Here is an 18,074-nt window from a genome sequence, read left to right as displayed (position 1 = left end):
TCCCTTCCCGGCGGGCTCACGCCCCCGGACACGATTGACTCCTGATCAGATCCGCGAGACCACCGCGGTGGCGCCGTCGATCGCCGTGACGGTCACGTGGGCGCCCGTCTCGAAGACGTCGTCCGCAGACAAGGCGCGCGCCGACCACACGTCACCGCCGATCTTCACCCGACCGCCCTGTCCGTCGACCTGTTCGGTGACCACGGCGGGACGGCCTTCGAGCGCCTCGGCGTTCGTGAGCACGCGCGGTCGCGAGAGCATATGCCGTCGCGCGATCGGCCGGACCACGAGCAACAGGAGCACCGACACCACCGCGAACACCACGCCGTCGACCCAGATCGGCGGATCGAACACCTCGTCCGCACCGGCTGCCGCCAGAGCCCCACCGCCGAGCATCAGCAGGACGAGATCGCCACTGAAGATCTCCGCGATGACCAACAGGTTCGCGGCTCCCAGCCATATCAGCGCGGTCATGACTCCAGTCTGCCAGACCGGCCCTCCCGCAGGTCGGCGATCACACCGCGACGAACTCTCCGCCTACCTGCCGTGTACTCACTCCGGGGCGGCGGTCACGAAGTCGATGAGCTCCTCGACCGATCGCAACAGGTCCACTTCGAGATCCCGGAAATCGCGGACACCGCCGAGCACCCTGCGCCAGCCGTCCTGTGGTGTGCCCCAACCCAATTCACGGCAGATCCCGGTCTTCCAATCGGTTCCGCGCGGGATGACCGGCCAGGCGGGGATCCGCACCGACGCGGGTTTCACCGCCTGCCAGACGTCGATGTACGGGTGCCCGCAGACGAGCACGTGGTCGCCGAGTCGCTCGGTCAGTCGCATCTCCTTGGACCCCGCCACCAGATGGTCGACCAGGACACCGGCCCGCCGGTTGTCGGCGAGGCCGAAGTCCACGAGCGCGTCGTCGAGATTGTCGAGACCGTCGAGGCTCTCCACCACAACTCCCTCGACTCGCAGGTCGTCGCCCCAGACGCGCTCCAGCAGAGTCGCGTCGTGCACTCCCTCGACGAAGATGCGGCTCGCCCGGGCGGTGCGTGCGCGCTGCCGCGCTACCGCACGCGATCCCGACGCCGTGCGATTGATCGTCGGCGCGGCGGGCGCGCCCGGCGCCCGGCCCGCCGCCCTCGGCTTCACCAGTGTCACCGGCTTGCCGTCGATCAGGAATGCCGCCGGGTTCATCAGGAAGACCCGCGTCTGCCCGTGACGGTCCTCGAGGCGCACCAGATCGCCGGCATAGGACTTCTCCCAGCCGACCACGGCGCCACAGAACCCGGTCGCCGCATCCTCGGCCACCAGGTCCCGCTCGGCGGCCACCTCCGGCACCCGCGGAGCCTTCCGCCGGGGCGCGGAGAGCACATCCCGTCCATAACGATCGTCGGCCATGGTCTCCAGACGCTAGGTGCGACAACCACTCACCGCAGCACGCCACGCCGACAACCCGTCCGGCAGTGACGGATGTCGCCGACCGTCGCGCCGCCGGTATCGTGGATCCCCGTGACATCCACCGACCGGACTCTGCGACAGGCCTTGCCCGCCTGCGCCCTCGCGGGCTGGGCCGCCGCCTGGGTCGCCGGTCGATGCGCGCCCGACGACGTCGCCGACACGCTCGCGGAATTCGCCGATCGGCACGTCGTCGAACCGTGTGCCGACGGCGTCGAACCCGCCGAGGGCGTGCTCGGAGTACTCGGACTCTTCCGGGGCGCCCGGTCGATCACCGTGCGCCTGCCGTCCCCCGGCGATCCCCAGGGCATGCCCCCGCATGCCGCCACCGCGGCCGCCGTCGAATCGGGCGAAGCCGTCATCGTCGACGACGGAACCGGAGCCGATCCACTCGTGGTGGTGCCCGCATGCGACGGGACGACCTGCCGCTGGCAGGTGTTCCGCGCACCCGTCGCACGCCCCACTGTCGGGCCGGAGAATGCCGGCGACATCGAATACGAACTGCGACAAGCCGTCTCGGAGAGTGCACAGATCATCGGCAGACTCTCGGGGGTTCGTTTCGCACCGGCCGATCTCCGTGAACGGATCCGGACGCGCACCGCCGAATTGCGGATATCCCTGCCGCCACACGACGACGCGCGCGCCGACCGGATGGTGGATACCGCGGCACAGGTCGAGGCGATCGTGGACGCCGCCCGCAACGCCGTACCCGCGGTGACGGCCGGTCAGGCCGTCACCGGCGACGACGAACTGCGTCGCTTGTCGGGCCTGGCGCGCACCGCCCGCACCGCCGCGATGAACCGGACCCTGTCGAGGCTGCTGGCCTGACCCGTCGTGCCGCCGCCATGGGCCGGCGGTGGCACGACGTGCTCTCACTCGGCCAGTGTGGCGACCGCCTGTGCCCACCGGAAGAACTTGTTGGTGCCGAGATCCTTCACGGTGGTGATGTTGAAGGCCTCCTTGAGGAGTTCGGCATCCTTGTCGCTCACGCCCTGCAGGGCGGCCACCGGAGCAGCGGCGAGTTCGTCGATCGACTTGTCCTCGTACGCCTTGTCGAACTTGTCGGCGATTGCCATGCGTTCATCTCCTGACCTGTTGATGCCGCGGTCCCACGCGCCGCGACCACGGTCAGCATGCCATCTCTCCGCGGTATCCGGCCACCGATCGGACAGACCGGAAAGTGCTGCCGGAGCGCACAATCGGTCAAAGCACTCAACCGCGACGAGCCGGCGGCTCACAGCAGCCCGGCCGGCACGGCCCGCCGTTGTCGCCGCACCCGAGAGCCTCCAGGTCTCCCCCGCCGTCGGCGTAGCGTCCGATGAGGTCCGCGATCATCTCCACGAACCGTGGATCGGTACCCACCGTAGCGGCGCGTGCATAATCCACGCCGAGACGGTCCGCCTCCTCGGCGGCCTCGTTGTCCAGGTCCCAGATCACCTCGAGATGATCCGAGATGAACCCGACCGGGTAGACGACGACCTGCGTGGCGCCTTGTCCGGCAATCGTTTCCAGATGATCGCAGATATCCGGCTCCAGCCAGGGGATCTGCGGCGGGCCGGAACGCGACTGCCACACCTGATCGCGATCGCTCATCCCCGCAGCGGTGGTCACCGCATCCGCGGCGGCCGCGACCTGACGTGAGTAGAGTCCCCCACCCTCGTCGGGCGGACCGGAGGTGCGGTCGGCGGAGACCGGTACGGAGTGTGCGGTGCACACGAGACGCGGCGCCTCGTCGGACTCGGGCAGTTCCGCACACGCACCCCGGACGGCGTCGGCACCGGCCGCCACGAACGCGGGTTCGTTCCAGTACTGCGGGAGTTTGCGCAACAGCACCGGATCGTCGATGCTGGCGGGTTCCCGATCGCGGAGGGCGTCGATCGCACGGCCGATGTCCTCGTGGTACTGACGGCAGCCGGAGTACCCGCCCCACGCCGACGTCGGAAACACGAGAATCCGCCGATGCCCGTCGCGATACATCTCGGCGAGGGTGTCCTCGGCCATCGGGTGCCAGTTGCGGTTGCCGAAGTACACCGGAAGATCGATACCCCGCTCGCGCAACACATCCCGGAGGGCATCGATCATGTCGAGGTTGAGTCGATTGATCGGTGACACGCCGCCGAAGTGCAGATAGTGCTCGGCGACGGCCTCGAGTCGTTCGCGGGGCACGCCACGGCCTCGCGTGACGTTCTCCAGGAACGGCATGACGTCGTCGGGGCCGTCCGGCCCGCCGAAGGAGAGGAACAGGACGGCGTCGAAGCCGGTGGACCCGGTCATCGCCGGCGGCTCAGGCCTCGTCCATGAACTTCTCCGGGAACCACGTGTTGTGGCTGGCGCCACCGTCGACGTACACGATGGAGCCGGTGGTACCGGGCAGGAAGTCGGACAGCAATGCCACCACGCTCTTGCCGACGACCTCCGGATCGTCGACGTTCCAGCCGATCGGCGAGGCGCCGTTCCAGTACTCGTTGAGCATGTTCAGCTTCTTGGCGTCATCGGTGGCGGTACCCGAGATCGCCTTGGCAGCAAGGGTTTTGATCGGACCGGCAGCCACCAGGTTCGAACGGACCCGCTTGGCGTAACCGACCTCGCGGGCCACGTAGCGATTCACCGACTCGAGCGCGGCCTTCGCGACGCCCATCCAGTTGTAGTCGGGCAACGCGGTACGGGGATCGAAGTCCATACCGACGATCGAGCCGCCCTCGTTCATGGCGGGCAGCACGGCGCGCGCCAGCGAGGCGTAACTCCACGCCGAGATCTCGAACGACTTCGCCACGTCCGGCCCCGGTCCCTCGAGGAACGGCAGTGCATCCGGCCCCATCAGTGTGCGCGGGGCGAAGGCGATCGAGTGCACGACGCCATCGACACCCTCCGGTGCGAGCTCGCGGATCTTGTCGGCGAGGCCACCGAGGTACTCCTCGTCGGTCACGTCGAGCGGGATCGCCGGCGGCACCTCCTGCGGCAGCCGCTTCGCGATGCGGTCGATGAGCCGCAACCGCTCCGGGATTCCGGTGATGATCACGGTGGCGCCCTGTTCCTGGGCCACCTTGGCGGTGCTGAAGGCAATCGAGGCGTCGGTGATGATGCCGGTGACCAGAATGGTCTTGCCGTCGAGGATGCCGGTCATTGAGTACTCCTGGGTCGGGGGTCGATGTCTGTCGGATCTGCGGCGACGGCCGGGAGGCTAATTACCCATCCCCATGCCACCGTCGACGGGGATCACGGCGCCGGTGATGTAACCGCCCTCGTCCGAGGCGAGGAAGCTGATGGCGGCGGCGACGTCCTCGGGCTTGCCGGTGCGCCCGAGTGGGATGGCCTGCTTGGCCATCTCGATGTAGCGGTCCTCCATGGCGGCGGTCATGTCGGTGTCGATGAAACCGGGCGCCACGACGTTCGCCGTGATGTTGCGCGATCCGACCTCACGGGCGATCGATCGGGCCAGACCGATGAGCCCGGCCTTCGAGGCGGCGTAGTTCGCCTGCCCCGGGATGCCGGACGTCGCGACGACCGAACCGAGGAAGATCATGCGACCCCACTTGGCTCGCTGCATACCCTTGGTGGCCTGCTTCGCACAGCGGAACGCGCCGGTGAGGTTGGCGTCGACGACCTTCTCGAAAGACTCCTCCGAGAGCCGCATCAGCAGCATGTTGTCGGTGATACCGGCGTTGGCCACGAGGATCTCCACCGGCCCCTGATGCTCGGCGACCTCCTTGAAGGCCCGCTCGACCGACTCGTTGTCGGTGACATCGCATTGCACGCCGAACAGGCCCTCGGGGGCTCCCGAGCCGCGATGGGTGACGGCCACCTTGTGACCGTCGGCGGCGAGTCGCTGGGCGACGGCCAGACCGATGCCACGGTTGCCGCCGGTGACGAGAACGGAGCGGGACACGGGTCCCGGTGCGGTGCTATCTGCCATGAATGCAAACCTATCGGTTCATGATCCGCGGACGCCGAGCAGGTTGACTGCGCCACGCTGCCCCTGCCCGCGGAGTCGATGTGCAGGGTGGTACGCCGGGGTCAGGGTAGTCGCTGATTGATGAACAGCGCCGAGAATGCGGCAATGAGCGCGAGTACCGTGCCGACCAGCAGCCACGGCCAATAGTCGTCACCCTTGACCTTCTCGTAGCCGATCTGCTGTTGCAGCGTCGAATACACCTTGTTCAGCTCGGCCAGGCTCGACGCCGTGAAGAACTGTCCCCCACTGAGATTCGCGATCTTGCGCAGCGATTCGTCGTCGACCGGCACCGGCACCCGATCACCTTCGAGATCGACCGTTCCGGTCTTGGTGCCGAAGGAGATGGTGGAGACCGGGATCTTCTCCTCCTTCGCCTTGCGGGCCGCGCTGAAGGCTCCGCGCGGATCGTCGGGATCGTCGGGGACGGTCTGTTTGCCGTCGGACAGCAGGACGATCCGCGCCGGCGGCGCGACGCCCTGACCGCCGAGGACCGCGTTGAGGGTCTGGATTTGCTGGATCGCGGCGAAGATGCCCTCACCGGTGGCCGTCTTGTCGTCGAGTTGCAGTTTGTCGACGGCCCGCTTCGTGGCGTCATGGTCGGGCGTGGGCGACACGAGCGTGGCGGCGGTACCCGCGAACGAGATCAGTCCGAGGTTGATGCCGTCGGTCAGGTCGTCGGCGAATTTTTTGGCCGCGTCCTGTGCGGCCTTGATCCGCGACGGCGCGACGTCCGTCGCGTTCATCGACCGCGACACGTCCATCACCAGGATGACCGTGGCCTTGTTACGCGGCACGTTCCGCTCGGCCTGTGGTCCGGCCAGCGCGATCACGAGGACCACCATGGAGATGAGGAGGACGGCGATCGGCACATGCCGGAGCCATCGGCGCCAGTCCTTTTCGGCCGACGTCACCGAGTCGAGCACTTCGAGATTGGCGAACTTCAGCGCACGCTTGCGGCGCATGCGCTGGATGTAGACGTAGAGGCCACCGAGGCCGGCGACCACCAGCAGCAGCAACAGCCACCAGGGATTGGAGAACATCGACAACCTCACCCGACCCCGGCGGCCAGTCCGCGGCGCCGCTGCGCCACGAACTTCACCGTGTCGGTGATCCAGTCGCGATCCGTCGACAGACTCAGCACCGGACCGCCGCAGCTACGAATGGTGCGATGGACCTTGCGCTGGTGTGCCCGGGCCGCGGCGGCGAAGTCCCGTCGCAACGCGGGGGTGACGGTCACGTCGCGGATCTGTCCGCTCTCGGCGTCGGCCAGGGTCACCTCGCCGACATCCGGGATGTCCAGGTCGCGGGGATCGAGCACCTCGACGGCGAGCAGTTCGTGATGGGCGCCCACCGCGCGCAGCGACCGCTCCCAGTCGACGGGACCGAGGAAGTCGCTGATCACCACTGCCAGGCCGCGACGTCGCTGAGGGCGGCGCAGCGCCTCGATGCCGGCATTCAGGTCCCCGCGAACGCCCTGCGAGGCGCGGGTCGTCGTGGCGATCGTCTGCAGCAGGTTGCGCGTATGCGCGCGACCCGATCGGGCGGGCACGCGGACCACCTGATCACCGGTCACGATGATCGCGCCGTGCCGGTTGCCGCCGCCCGAGGTCAGATGCACGATCGCGGCGGCGGCCGCCACGGCCAGATCACGCTTGGTGCAGTTGACGGTGCCGAAGTCGAGGCTGGCCGACACGTCGACGACCAGCCAGGTCTCGAGTTCCCGGTCCGCGACCATCTGCCGGACGTGCGGCTGCGTGGTCCGGGCGGTCACCGACCATTCCATGCGACGGATGTCGTCGCCGGGCTGATAGGGACGCGCCTCGCCGGGCTCCGATCCGGGCCCCGGGATCAGTCCCAGGTGTTCGCCCTGGAGCACCCCGTCCAGCTTGCGTCGCACGGTGAGTTCCAGGGTGCGCAGCGCAGCGGTCAGCTGCGGCTCCGACAACACCCCCGCTCCCAGCGACGGCAGGTCCTTATTGGCCGGCATACCGCGGCGGCCCCTGGGTGGTTGGGTTGCCACTCGGCTGCTGCTGCCCCGGGTGCGGCACGCTGCCCTGCTGGTTCGGGGCGTGCTGCTGGTTGGGGGCCTGCTGCTGGTAGCCCTGCTGCCCGGCGGGCGCACCGCCCTGCGGTGTGCTCAGTCCGCCGTTGACACCCGAGGTGCCCGCGGTGACCGGCTGGGCACCGACCTGCGGCAGGCCGATGGTCTGCAGCACACGCGTGATGACCTGATCCGCGTCCACCTCGTCGGCGAGCGCATCGTAGGACAGCACCAGGCGATGACGCAGAACGTCCGGCACGATCTCCACGATGTCCTGCGGGATCACATAGTCGCGTCCACGTACCAGCGCGAGCGCACGGGCGGCGGCGACGATGCCCAGCGTCGCGCGCGGCGAGGCGCCGTAGGACAGCCACGACGCAACATCGTTGAGCCCCAAGTCTTTCGGACGCCGCGTCGCATTGATCACGCGCACCACGTAATCGACCAGAGCATGGTGCACGAAGACGTTCGCGGCGGTCTTCTGCAGGCGGATCATCGCCTCGGGATCCAGCACCTGCGACGCGGTGGGCGGCACGTTGCCCATCCGGTAGACGATCTCGCGCTCCTCCTCGACGGAGGGGTAATCGACGAGGACCTTGAACAGGAAGCGGTCACGCTGGGCCTCGGGCAGCGGGTAGACGCCCTCGTTCTCGATCGGGTTCTGCGTGGCCATGACGAGGAACGGATCGGGCATCGGATAGGTTGTGCCGCCGATGGACACGTGACGCTCGGCCATCACCTCGAGGAGCGCCGACTGCACCTTCGCCGGCGCACGGTTGATCTCGTCGGCCAGCAGGAAGTTGGCGACGACCGGGCCGAGTTCGGTGTCGAATTCCTCTTTGCCCTGACGGTAGATGCGGGTTCCGATGAGGTCGGTGGGCACCAGGTCGGGGGTGAACTGCACGCGGGAGAAGGAGCCGCCGACGACTTTCGCGAAGGTCTCCACCGCAAGGGTCTTCGCGACGCCGGGAACACCTTCGAGCAGGATGTGCCCGCGCGCCAGGAGGCCGACGAGGATGCGCTCCACCAGCTGGTCCTGGCCGACGATGACCCGCTTCACCTCGTAGATGGCGCGCTCGAGGAGCTTCACGTCGGCGTCGGACAGTGACACCGACCCGTCGCGGCCCTGACCGCCGGGATCGGTTGGGGATTGAGTGGAGGTCAACCGGTACTCCTGTTCGGAACGTGCACTGTTACGTGTTCGGATGTGTCCTGGAGGCCCCGCGTACACCGATCGACGACAGACGGGTGCCCGTTGACGCCAGCGTAGCGGGATCACCTGATATGCGACCAAGAAGGTCGGCCGGATCGGTCATTCGATCGACCCGGATCGTTCAGAGCAGGCGAACGACCATCGGCATCGCGCCGTCGGTACGCAGCGGCGACACCTTGACGACCGAACCGGACTCCGGTGCCTCGACCATCTTGTTGTCGCCGAGGTAGAGCGCGACGTGCTGGCTGGCGTTGGGACCGTAGAAGATCATGTCGCCGCGCTTGATCTGCGACAGCGGGAACTGCGGGCCCGACGTGTACTGGTAACCGGTGTAGTGCGGGAGTTCGATGCCGACGCCGGCGAAGGCGTAGATCATCAGACCCGAGCAGTCGAAGCCCACCTTGTTGTAGTCACCGTGCGCGTCGGCGACGCCGCCGTCCCGGATGCCCCGCGTCGCGCCGTTCGCGTCGCCGCCACCCCAGGCGTAGGTCACGCCGAGCTGCGAGAGCGCACGGTTCACGGCGACCTCCACCGCCTGCGGTCCGCGCAGACCCGGCCGGACCATGCCCCCGCCGCCCGACGAACTGCCGAACAGTGAGCCGAGGCTGCCGGTGGACAGCACCGAGCTCAGCGAGTTGGAGCCGCTGCCGGTCATGTCGGAGCCGCCGACGCCGAGTTCGTCGAGCAACTGGGAATGCGGGACCTGCTGCTTGCCGACCAGCGCGGCGAGCGCCTGCTGCCCGACGTCGAGGGCCAGCTTCGCGGCTGCCTGAGCGGCCACGGCGAGCGCCTGGTTGTCGCCGGCCGGGACGGCGCCGGGCGCATTGGGCGTCGCGGGCGGAGCGGGTTGTCCCGGACTGTCCGGGAAGAGGTTCTTGAGCAGATCCGACGCGGCCGGACCCTCGACCGGTTTGCGGGGAACGGTGCCGCGCAACCGATCCAACGACTTCTGGACCTTGTCGCGCTGGGCGACCAGTGCCGTCCGTCGCTGCTGTTCGGAGGCCGCGGCGGAGCGGGCCTGCGCGACCGCGGCGAGTGCGTCCTCCTTGCGGGTCGCAGCACTCCGGGTTGCGAAGGCCGCCTGCTTGCGGCTTGCCTGCAAGGCGGCGACCTTGTTGGCCTGCTGATTGCGTGCGACCTGGAGACGATCGATGGTCGCGCGCTGTTCGCGCCCGAGGCGATCGAGCACGGAGACGCGGTTCAGGACCTGATCGGGATTGTCCGACGAGACATAGTTCGACATCGATCCCTGCGCACTGCCGTTGCGGTAGACGTTGCGCACGAAGCCGTCGAACTTCTTCTGCGCGGCGCTCACCTTCTTCGCCGAATCGGCGAGCGACTTCTTGGCGCCGTTCGCCGCGAGCGCGGCGAGCCGCTCGGCGGCGACCGAGTTCTGGTAGTCGACCAGAGCGCGGTTCACGTTCTCCTGGCGTACGGCGACGGCGTTGTCGAGATCGGCGAGATTCTGGTTCGCCTTGGCGATCTGATTGATCAGCGAGGCGACTCCGCCGGACTTGCGGTCCGGCGCGGCAAGGGCCTGCCCCGCACCGACGACCGAGAACAGGAGCACCACCACGAACGCGCACAGACGCGCGTACGCGAACCCGCTCCGCGCCTGCCCGGATTCTCCTCGGCTCACCCTTGACTCCCCTGTCGGTTTCCACAGGCGTCCCGTCACCCCGAAATTGCCGTGACGCCCTACAACATGCATCACGTGAGGCTTCTCAAACATCAGATTCACCACACGTGACATACGAACCGTACGTCACATCCGACACATCGGAAAACAATGGCAACGAATTACATACAGGTGATTACCTGGGAAAATGCCGTGAACAGGCCAAAGAGCACCCGGCGTCGGATGTCTCGAATTCGCAACGAAATGCCCGCGTCGGGTCGGCAGGGAGTATCACGCGACGCCAACGTCGCCGGGACGAGATGACGGCGGGCCGTCGACGGCCGGCACCGACGATCAGGAACCGCGCTGCGGAGTGTCCTCGGCGAGGTCGTCGACGGCATCGGTCGACGTGGCGGTGGTGGCGGTCCGATCGTCGGTCGCGGGATCGGCGCCGCGAGCGCGCACCTGGCGCCAGCGTGCGACCACGGCACCGACGACCACCACGAGGATCAGCACCAGGGTGATCGCCGTCCAGTTGAGCGACGGACCGGACATCTGGTCCCACATCTGACGAGCCGCCAGCGGCGGATTGGTCAGAGTCAGGTTGTCGGTGGCCTCTTCCTGCACCACCCGGCTGAAGTTCGGCGATGCGCTGCCGACGGAGTTGGCGCCGAGCACGATCACGGTGCCGCCCACCTCCGACTGCACCTCGGAGGCGATGTCCCGGTAGATGGTGAACTTGAACTGCGCCCCCGGCAGCACGACGAAGCTCACGTCGTGGCCGTCGGCCTTGGCGTCCGCGACCAACTGACGCAGCGCAGGCACCTGGTCGGCGGGCGCCGAGACGCGTTCGGCCTTGACCGCGTCCTTGATGGCCTGCATGTCGACGGATTCGGGGAGACTCGTGCCGGTGGCACCCTCGGGAGCCGCCAGCGGCGGAAGCGCCAGCACATGGTGGGTCGTCGCACCGGTCGTCATCTACCCATCCTCACATCGATCTGCACCACCGTCGTCGCGGTGCGCCTGTCAGCGCCGGTCCACCGAGGTGTCCCGGGCGTGAATTCACCCGGACGGATGCCATCACGGGCGAACCTTCTGCAGAACCGTACGTCAGAATGGGAGGACCCGGTGCCGCCAGGTCCCCGACGCGCACCTTTCGCACTCCCCGGATGACCGGGCGTGTCGCACCGGAAAAGCTTGTTAACAGTACGGCCGTACTGTTAACATGGTGGGGTCGTCGCCGCGGTGCGCTCCGCTCGGACGCGTCCGCACCCGACACCCCCGTCGCAGCGTGTACACCCGCTGCAGCAGCATCGCCGACGCAGCCCGTCGGGAGTGACAAAGAGGCCGGCGCAGCCCGCCGGCACGTTCTGAGGAGAGTGGACAACAGGTGAGTATCGATTCCTTTGGCGCCAAGGGCACCCTTGAGGTGGGCGACAATTCCTACGAGATCTTCCGACTGAACGCGGTCCCGGGTACCGAGAAACTTCCCTACGCGCTGAAGGTTCTCGCCGAGAACCTGCTCCGCACCGAAGACGGCGCGAACATCACCTCCGACCACATCGAGGCGATCGCCAACTGGGATCCGAACGCCGAGCCGAGCGTCGAGATCCAGTTCACGCCGGCCCGCGTGATCATGCAGGACTTCACCGGCGTGCCGTGCATCGTCGACCTCGCAACCATGCGTGATGCCGTCAAGCAGCTCGGCGGCGATCCCGACAAGGTGAACCCGCTCGCTCCCGCCGAGATGGTGATCGACCACTCCGTCATCATCGAGGCCTTCGGCAACGCGCAGGCCTTCGAGCGCAACGTCGAGATCGAGTACCAGCGCAACGAGGAGCGCTACAAGTTCCTCCGCTGGGGCCAGGGCGCATTCGACGACTTCAAGGTCGTCCCCCCGGGCACCGGCATCGTGCACCAGGTCAACATCGAGCACCTCGCGCGCTCGGTCATGGTCCGCAACGGCCAGGCCTACCCCGACACCTGCATCGGCACCGACTCGCACACCACCATGGAGAACGGCCTCGGCGTGCTGGGCTGGGGCGTCGGCGGCATCGAGGCCGAGGCCGCGATGCTCGGACAGCCCGTCTCCATGCTCATCCCGCGTGTCGTCGGCTTCAAGCTGACCGGTGCCGCGAAGCCGGGCGTGACCGCCACCGACGTGGTGCTCACGATCACCGACATGCTCCGCAAGCACGGTGTGGTCGGCAAGTTCGTCGAGTTCTACGGCAACGGTGTCGCCGAGGTCCCGCTGGCCAACCGCGCCACCATCGGCAACATGAGCCCGGAGTTCGGCTCGACCTGTGCGATCTTCCCGATCGACGGCGAGACCATCAAGTACCTCGAGCTGACCGGACGCTCCAAGGAGACCCTCGACCTCGTCGAGGCGTACGCCAAGGAGCAGGGCATGTGGCTGGAGAAGGACGCGACCGAGCCGCAGTACTCGGAGTACCTCGAGCTCGATCTCGGCGACGTCGTGCCGTCGATCGCCGGCCCGAAGCGCCCGCAGGACCGCATCGAGCTCTGGGATGCGAAGAACGCGTTCCGCAAGGACATCCACAACTATGTGGAAGAGGGCAACACCCCGAAGATCAACGGTGTCGACGAGTCCAACGAGGAGAGCTTCCCGGCCTCCGATTCGCCCGCCATCAATCCGGGCGCGGCGACGCTGTCGTTCTCCGATGACGATCAGCCCCTGCACAACGCGTCCGAGCGTGCCGAGGGCCGCCCGACCAATCCGGTCACGGTCGACTCCGCGGAGCGCGGCAAGATGGTCCTCGACCACGGCATCGTGACGATCGCGTCGATCACCTCGTGCACCAACACCTCGAACCCGTCGGTCATGCTCGGCGCGGGCCTGCTCGCCAAGAAGGCCGTCGAGAAGGGCCTCACCTCCAAGCCGTGGGTCAAGACCTCCATGGCACCGGGCTCGCAGGTCGTCACCGGCTACTACGACAAGGCCGGCCTGTGGCCGTACCTGGAGAAGCTGGGCTTCTTCCTCGTCGGCTACGGCTGCACCACCTGCATCGGCAACTCGGGCCCGCTGCCCGAGGAGATCAGCAAGGCGATCAACGACAACGACCTCGCGGCCACCGCGGTGCTGTCGGGTAACCGCAACTTCGAGGGCCGGATCAACCCGGACGTGAAGATGAACTACCTCGCGTCCCCGCCGCTGGTCATCGCCTACGCACTGGCCGGCACCATGGACTTCGACTTCGAGTCGGATCCGCTGGGTCAGGATGCCGACGGCAACGACGTCTTCCTGAAGGACATCTGGCCGTCCAACGAGGAGATCCAGAGCGCCATCGAGTCGTCGATCTCGCCGGAGCAGTACGCCGAGGATTACGCCGACGTCTTCAAGGGCGACGAGCGCTGGCAGAACCTGCCCACCCCGGACGGCAAGATCTACGAGTGGGACGACGAGTCCACCTACGTGCGGAAGCCTCCGTACTTCGAGGGCATGACCCTGCAGCCGGAGCCCGTCTCCGATATCAAGGGCGCACGCGTGCTGGCGAAGCTGGGCGACTCGGTCACCACCGACCACATCTCCCCCGCCTCGACCATCAAGCCGGGCACCCCCGCCGCGCAGTATCTCGATTCGCACGGCGTGGAGCGCAAGGACTACAACTCGCTGGGCGCCCGTCGCGGCAACCACGAGGTGATGATCCGGTCGACCTTCGGCAACATCCGCCTGCAGAACCAGCTGGTCGACGTCGCCGGTGGCTACACCCGTGACTTCACCCAGGACGGCGGCCCGCAGTCGTTCATCTACGACGCCGCACAGAACTACGCGGCGCAGGACACCCCGCTGGTCGTGCTGGGCGGCAAGGAGTACGGCACCGGCAGCTCGCGTGACTGGGCCGCCAAGGGCACCCGTCTGCTGGGCGTCAAGGCAGTCATCACCGAGAGCTTCGAGCGCATCCACCGCTCGAACCTGATCGGCATGGGCGTCATCCCGCTGCAGTTCCCCGACGGTGAGTCGCACAAGTCGCTGGGCCTCGACGGCACCGAGACCTTCGACATCACCGGTATCGAGGAGCTCAACTCGGGCACCACGCCCGAGACCGTGCACGTCGTCGCCACCAAGGAGGACGGCTCGACCGTGGAGTTCGACGCGAAGGTCCGCATCGACACCCCCGGTGAGGCCGATTACTACCGCAACGGAGGCATCCTGCAGTACGTGCTGCGCAACATGATCAGCGACTGATGTCGCCGATCAACGATTCGGGGAGCAGGAAACGTGCCCAAGGTCAGTGATGACCGGCTCGCCGCGCGTCGTCGGGAAATTCTCGACGGCGCGCGGCACTGCTTCGCCGAATACGGTTACGACGGCGCCACCGTCAAGCGGATCGAGGAATCGACCGGCCTGTCCCGCGGCGCCATCTTTCACCACTTCCGGGACAAGGAGGCGCTCTTCCTGGCGTTGGCACAGGAGGACGCCGAACGTATGGCGGACGTCGCCGCCGATCAGGGCCTTGTTCAGGTCATGCGTGACATGCTCACGCGCCCACAGGATTTCGACTGGCTCGGCACCCGCCTGGAAATCGCCCGCAAGCTGCGCACCGACCCGTCGTTCCGGTCGGCGTGGCTGGCCCACTCCGCCGATGTCGAGGCCGCCACACTCCGGCGACTCGAACGGGGCCGCGAATCCGGACGTCTGCGAGACGACGTCCCCACCGCCGTCCTGCTGAAATATCTCGATCTGATCCTCGACGGATTGATCACCCGGCTCGCCTCCGGCCAGCCCACCGACGATCTGCACGCCGTGCTCGACCTCGTCGAGGAATCGGTGCGCGCCGAACGTTGAGTCCGGTCGCCGGCCACTCGGTCACACGCAGCCGTCACGTCTGATCCGTCGGCAACATCGTGGGAATGACATCCATTCCGTCCCCTCGCAGCCCGGTCGCCGCGCCGCCGCGACCGGTTATCAACAGCAGCAACGACGCGATGGGCCCGCGCACCGGCGCACCGCTGCCGCGTGACCACTCGATGTCATCGGCGATGAGCTGAACCCCGGACAGCCGGCGTGCCGGGAAGAACGGGAAACGACGACGCCATGCCCACTCCGCCGCCTCCCGTAGCGCCATCGGGTCGGCGACCACTGGCCGACCCAATGAAATCGCGATATCCATGGTGTGAACGAGTGTGTCCAGCAACGGATCTCGCACAAACGTGGTGGGCGCGAGGCGCCGGCTGCCGATGAGCGTGGTGACGTCCGCGACCAACTGCTCCGGCGTCCGCCTGCTCGACCTCTCGATCGCCGTCCGACGGATCACCTCGTCCATATCACCCCGAGCTCGTATCAGTTCGCGCGCGACGAATGAGATGGTCGCGCTGGGCGCGAGCGACATGTGGGCCGCGACATCGGACACGACCCATTTCGAGCACAGCGACCGGTGATTCCACTCGCTCGCCCCGATGTCCTCGAGCAGTGCGGCCATGTTCATCCGTGCCCGGTCCGTTTGGCGCCACACGTCGTCCCTGTCCATGGCCGCCCTTCCGACAACCTAGTCTTTCTGACTAAAATAGTCAGATACTCTGACTAACTCAAGACCTCATTCCGCCGACAAGGACAGCAGGCATGGAGAATCCACCGCTTGGCGTACTGATGCTCGTGGCGTTCCGGCACATGGAACAGGCGGCCTGGCGGGCCGTCGTCGACGCGGGTTTCGACGTAACGCTGGCCCAGGGGCGCGTTTTCGCACGCATCGATCCCGGAGGTACGCCCATGAGCAAGCTGGCGGAATCCGCTCAGATCACGAAGCAGACGGCCGGCTTTCTCGTCGACCAGCTGGAAGCACGCGGATACACCGAACGAGTGAGCGCACCGTATGACCGACGGGTACGTCTGGTGCGCATCACCGAACTCGGCGACCGTGCCCGAGCGGTGGCGAACGCTGCCGTATCGAGCATCGAGAACGAATGGGAACAACGTCTCGGCACCGAGGGAATGGCCGAGTTGTATCGCCTTCTCACCGAACTGCGCCCCATCACCGATCCCTATATGGACCCGCGCTAGTCCTTCGACATCGACGATCGGCCCCCGCGACACTTTCGCGTGCAATCGAACATCCGCGCCCGCGTCCATCCGGTACTGTCGAATTCGACCCGATCGATCGTTCGGTAGCGTAACGATATCTGCCGTCATGACGCCCGATCGCGTTGTCCCGCAATGGCAGAGGAGAGTTACGTTGTTCCCTGGAGTTTTCGCCGCATCCACCCCCGACAAGCCTGCGGTGATCCGCGCGGCGACCGGTGACCAACTGACCTATCGCGAGCTCGACGTCAACTCGACCAAGCTCGCCAACCATCTCGAGTCGCTCGGACTGCGTCCCGGCGACTGCATCGCGATGATCTCGCAGAACGATCTGCACATGTTCGAGGTCTATTGGGCCGCCTTGCGCAGCGGCCTCTACGTCACGGCGATCAACCATCATCTGACCGCGTCGGAAACCAACTACATCCTGTCCGACTGTGGCGCGAAGGTCCTGTTCGCGGGGGCATCGGTCGCGGATGCGGTCGCCGAGTCGGAGGACATCGGCGTTCTCGCCGAGCGCGGCCACCGGCTCGCCTGGGGCGGTGACATCGCCGGCTTCGAGTCCTACGACGACGTGCTCGCGACGGCCTCCGACTCTGCACGCAATGATCAGCCACGGGGCACCGACATGCTCTATTCGTCGGGCACCACCGGTCGGCCGAAAGGCATCAAGACGCCACTCCCGGTCGGACAGGTGGACGAGGTGCCCGACACCTACACCGCGATCTTCGGGCCGATGTACGGCTTCGGCACCGACACCGTGTATCTCTCCCCCGCACCCCTGTATCACGCTGCACCCCTTCGATATTGCGGGGTCACGAACTCGGTCGGCGGCACCGTCGTCTTCATGGATCGCTTCGATCCCGAAGAGGCGCTCGCAGCGATCGAAAAGTTCGGGGTGACGCACAGCCAGTGGGTGCCGACGATGTTCATCCGCCTGCTCAAACTGCCCGAGGAGGTCCGCGCGAAGTACGACGTGTCCAGCATCCGCCTCGCCGTCCACGCCGCCGCGCCGTGTCCCGTCGAGGTCAAGCGCGCCATGATCGAGTGGTGGGGACCGGTCGTCCACGAGTACTACGCCTCGACCGAGGCCGCAGGCGCCACCTTCATCGGACCGCAGGAAGCCCTCGACCATCCCGGTTCCGTCGGCAAACCCCTGCTCGGCATCATCCACATCTGCGACGAAGACGGCAAGGAGTTGCCGACCGGCGAGGTCGGCCAGGTCTACTTCGAACGCGACGAGGTGCCCTTCGAGTATCACAACGACCCCGAGAAGACCCGCGCCTCACAACATCCCGAACATCAGAAATGGTCCACCACAGGCGATGTCGGCTATGTCGACGACGAGGGTTACCTGTACCTGACCGACCGCAAGGCGTTCATGATCATCTCCGGCGGCGTCAACATCTATCCGCAGGAGGCCGAGAACGTCCTCGTGAATCACCCGGCGGTGTACGACGTGGGCGTCATCGGCGTACCCGACGACGATCTCGGCGAAGTCGCCAAGGCCTGCGTGCAACTCCAAGACGGCTTCGCTCCGTCGCCGGAACTCGCGGCCGAACTCATCGAGTACACCAAGGACAATCTGGCTGCCTACAAGGTGCCCCGCAGCGTCGACTTCGTGAACGATCTTCCCCGCACGCCCACCGGCAAGCTGGTCAAGGGCGAACTGCGCAAGCAGTATTGGCCTGCCTGAACGAATCCCCGATGGGGCGGTCTCGCCGCCGACATGGTTGACGGGACCGGCCCCATCGTCTT

At 66.9% G+C, this 18,074-nt stretch carries 17 protein-coding genes; 5 read left to right on the top strand and 12 right to left on the bottom strand.

The features are described from left to right. Positions 1-45: 45 nt before the first annotated feature. Positions 46-474 (bottom strand): NfeD family protein, encoded by a 429-nt coding sequence (locus tag AC4JJG_RS09910; protein WP_495400644.1) that lies wholly within the window; start codon positions 472-474, stop codon positions 46-48. Positions 475-552: 78 nt separating this feature from the next. Next, positions 553-1,398: a DUF3097 family protein gene (locus AC4JJG_RS09905; protein ID WP_495400645.1), complete on the bottom strand. Its 846-nt coding sequence runs from the start codon at positions 1,396-1,398 to the stop codon at positions 553-555. A gap of 111 nt (positions 1,399-1,509) precedes the next feature. On the opposite strand from AC4JJG_RS09905, the gene AC4JJG_RS09900 reads away from it, so the two are divergent. After that, on the top strand, positions 1,510-2,283 hold the full coding sequence (locus AC4JJG_RS09900) for an Rv1486c family protein (protein ID WP_495400646.1): 774 nt from the start codon (positions 1,510-1,512) through the stop codon (positions 2,281-2,283). A 44-nt stretch (positions 2,284-2,327) separates the two neighbouring features. Here the strand turns inward: AC4JJG_RS09900 and AC4JJG_RS09895 are convergent, their stop codons facing one another. From AC4JJG_RS09895 to AC4JJG_RS09855, 9 genes are all read right to left on the bottom strand, one after another. Next, entirely contained in the window at positions 2,328-2,531 is a 204-nt protein-coding gene (locus tag AC4JJG_RS09895; RefSeq protein WP_495400647.1) for a hypothetical protein, read from the bottom strand. A gap of 136 nt (positions 2,532-2,667) precedes the next feature. Further along, positions 2,668-3,729 carry a ferrochelatase gene (locus AC4JJG_RS09890; RefSeq protein WP_495400648.1) on the bottom strand — a complete coding sequence of 354 codons (1,062 nt, stop codon included), beginning with the start codon at positions 3,727-3,729 and terminating at the stop codon, positions 2,668-2,670. A gap of 10 nt (positions 3,730-3,739) precedes the next feature. Beyond that, positions 3,740-4,579: an NADH-dependent enoyl-ACP reductase InhA gene (gene inhA, locus AC4JJG_RS09885; RefSeq protein ID WP_495400649.1), complete on the bottom strand. Its 840-nt coding sequence runs from the start codon at positions 4,577-4,579 to the stop codon at positions 3,740-3,742. Positions 4,580-4,636: 57 nt separating this feature from the next. Continuing rightward, positions 4,637-5,368, bottom strand: a complete 732-nt coding sequence (gene fabG1 / locus AC4JJG_RS09880; RefSeq protein WP_495400650.1) for a 3-oxoacyl-ACP reductase FabG1 — start codon at positions 5,366-5,368, stop codon at positions 4,637-4,639. Positions 5,369-5,469: 101 nt separating this feature from the next. Then, positions 5,470-6,447, bottom strand: a complete 978-nt coding sequence (locus tag AC4JJG_RS09875) for a VWA domain-containing protein (protein ID WP_495400651.1) — start codon at positions 6,445-6,447, stop codon at positions 5,470-5,472. An 8-nt stretch (positions 6,448-6,455) separates the two neighbouring features. Then, positions 6,456-7,394 (bottom strand): DUF58 domain-containing protein, encoded by a 939-nt coding sequence (locus AC4JJG_RS09870; RefSeq protein ID WP_495400652.1) that lies wholly within the window; start codon positions 7,392-7,394, stop codon positions 6,456-6,458. Next, positions 7,381-8,559, bottom strand: coding sequence for an AAA family ATPase (locus AC4JJG_RS09865; RefSeq protein WP_495401013.1), 1,179 nt, complete (start codon positions 8,557-8,559; stop codon positions 7,381-7,383). The genes AC4JJG_RS09870 and AC4JJG_RS09865 overlap by 14 nt, the downstream gene beginning before the upstream one ends. A 223-nt stretch (positions 8,560-8,782) precedes the next feature. Next, positions 8,783-10,300 carry an NlpC/P60 family protein gene (locus AC4JJG_RS09860; protein WP_495400653.1) on the bottom strand — a complete coding sequence of 506 codons (1,518 nt, stop codon included), beginning with the start codon at positions 10,298-10,300 and terminating at the stop codon, positions 8,783-8,785. Between the two features lie 333 nt (positions 10,301-10,633). Beyond that, the gene (locus AC4JJG_RS09855) at positions 10,634-11,257 is read right to left on the bottom strand and encodes an Rv1476 family membrane protein (protein ID WP_495400654.1); all 624 of its coding nucleotides are present in this window, start codon (positions 11,255-11,257) and stop codon (positions 10,634-10,636) included. A gap of 412 nt (positions 11,258-11,669) precedes the next feature. Here AC4JJG_RS09855 and AC4JJG_RS09850 point away from each other — a divergent pair, with 412 nt between their 5' ends. Then, a complete protein-coding gene (locus tag AC4JJG_RS09850; RefSeq protein ID WP_495400655.1) occupies positions 11,670-14,486 on the top strand; it encodes an aconitate hydratase in 2,817 nt (938 codons plus the stop codon). A gap of 33 nt (positions 14,487-14,519) precedes the next feature. Beyond that, a complete protein-coding gene (locus tag AC4JJG_RS09845) occupies positions 14,520-15,086 on the top strand; it encodes a TetR/AcrR family transcriptional regulator (protein ID WP_495400656.1) in 567 nt (188 codons plus the stop codon). A 34-nt stretch (positions 15,087-15,120) separates the two neighbouring features. Here AC4JJG_RS09845 and AC4JJG_RS09840 read toward each other — a convergent pair whose 3' ends face one another. After that, complete coding sequence (locus AC4JJG_RS09840) at positions 15,121-15,768, bottom strand: maleylpyruvate isomerase family mycothiol-dependent enzyme (RefSeq protein ID WP_495400657.1); 648 nt, start codon at positions 15,766-15,768, stop codon at positions 15,121-15,123. A gap of 92 nt (positions 15,769-15,860) precedes the next feature. On the opposite strand from AC4JJG_RS09840, the gene AC4JJG_RS09835 reads away from it, so the two are divergent. Together AC4JJG_RS09835 and AC4JJG_RS09830 are read left to right on the top strand one after the other, a co-directional pair. Further along, positions 15,861-16,298 carry a MarR family winged helix-turn-helix transcriptional regulator gene (locus tag AC4JJG_RS09835; protein WP_495400658.1) on the top strand — a complete coding sequence of 146 codons (438 nt, stop codon included), beginning with the start codon at positions 15,861-15,863 and terminating at the stop codon, positions 16,296-16,298. Positions 16,299-16,470: 172 nt separating this feature from the next. Further along, positions 16,471-18,012 carry an acyl-CoA synthetase gene (locus tag AC4JJG_RS09830; RefSeq protein ID WP_495400659.1) on the top strand — a complete coding sequence of 514 codons (1,542 nt, stop codon included), beginning with the start codon at positions 16,471-16,473 and terminating at the stop codon, positions 18,010-18,012. Positions 18,013-18,074 lie beyond the last annotated feature (62 nt).

Source organism: Gordonia sp. B8661-1 (genome assembly GCF_059427765.1).
This window is presented reverse-complemented; position numbering and strand designations above follow the sequence as displayed.

Bases quoted from the DNA above. Each gene is read 5' to 3' on its own strand.
- inhA (WP_495400649.1), bottom strand. From the start codon at position 4,579: ATGACCGGCATCCTCGACGGCAAGACCATTCTGGTCACCGGCATCATC.
- AC4JJG_RS09835 (WP_495400658.1), top strand. From the start codon at position 15,861: ATGGAGAATCCACCGCTTGGCGTACTGATGCTCGTGGCGTTCCGGCAC.
- AC4JJG_RS09875 (WP_495400651.1), bottom strand. From the start codon at position 6,447: ATGTTCTCCAATCCCTGGTGGCTGTTGCTGCTGCTGGTGGTCGCCGGC.
- fabG1 (WP_495400650.1), bottom strand. From the start codon at position 5,368: ATGGCAGATAGCACCGCACCGGGACCCGTGTCCCGCTCCGTTCTCGTC.
- AC4JJG_RS09855 (WP_495400654.1), bottom strand. From the start codon at position 11,257: ATGACGACCGGTGCGACGACCCACCATGTGCTGGCGCTTCCGCCGCTG.
- AC4JJG_RS09840 (WP_495400657.1), bottom strand. From the start codon at position 15,768: ATGGACAGGGACGACGTGTGGCGCCAAACGGACCGGGCACGGATGAAC.
- AC4JJG_RS09895 (WP_495400647.1), bottom strand. From the start codon at position 2,531: ATGGCAATCGCCGACAAGTTCGACAAGGCGTACGAGGACAAGTCGATC.
- AC4JJG_RS09890 (WP_495400648.1), bottom strand. From the start codon at position 3,729: ATGACCGGGTCCACCGGCTTCGACGCCGTCCTGTTCCTCTCCTTCGGC.
- AC4JJG_RS09870 (WP_495400652.1), bottom strand. From the start codon at position 7,394: ATGCCGGCCAATAAGGACCTGCCGTCGCTGGGAGCGGGGGTGTTGTCG.
- AC4JJG_RS09905 (WP_495400645.1), bottom strand. From the start codon at position 1,398: ATGGCCGACGATCGTTATGGACGGGATGTGCTCTCCGCGCCCCGGCGG.
- AC4JJG_RS09910 (WP_495400644.1), bottom strand. From the start codon at position 474: ATGACCGCGCTGATATGGCTGGGAGCCGCGAACCTGTTGGTCATCGCG.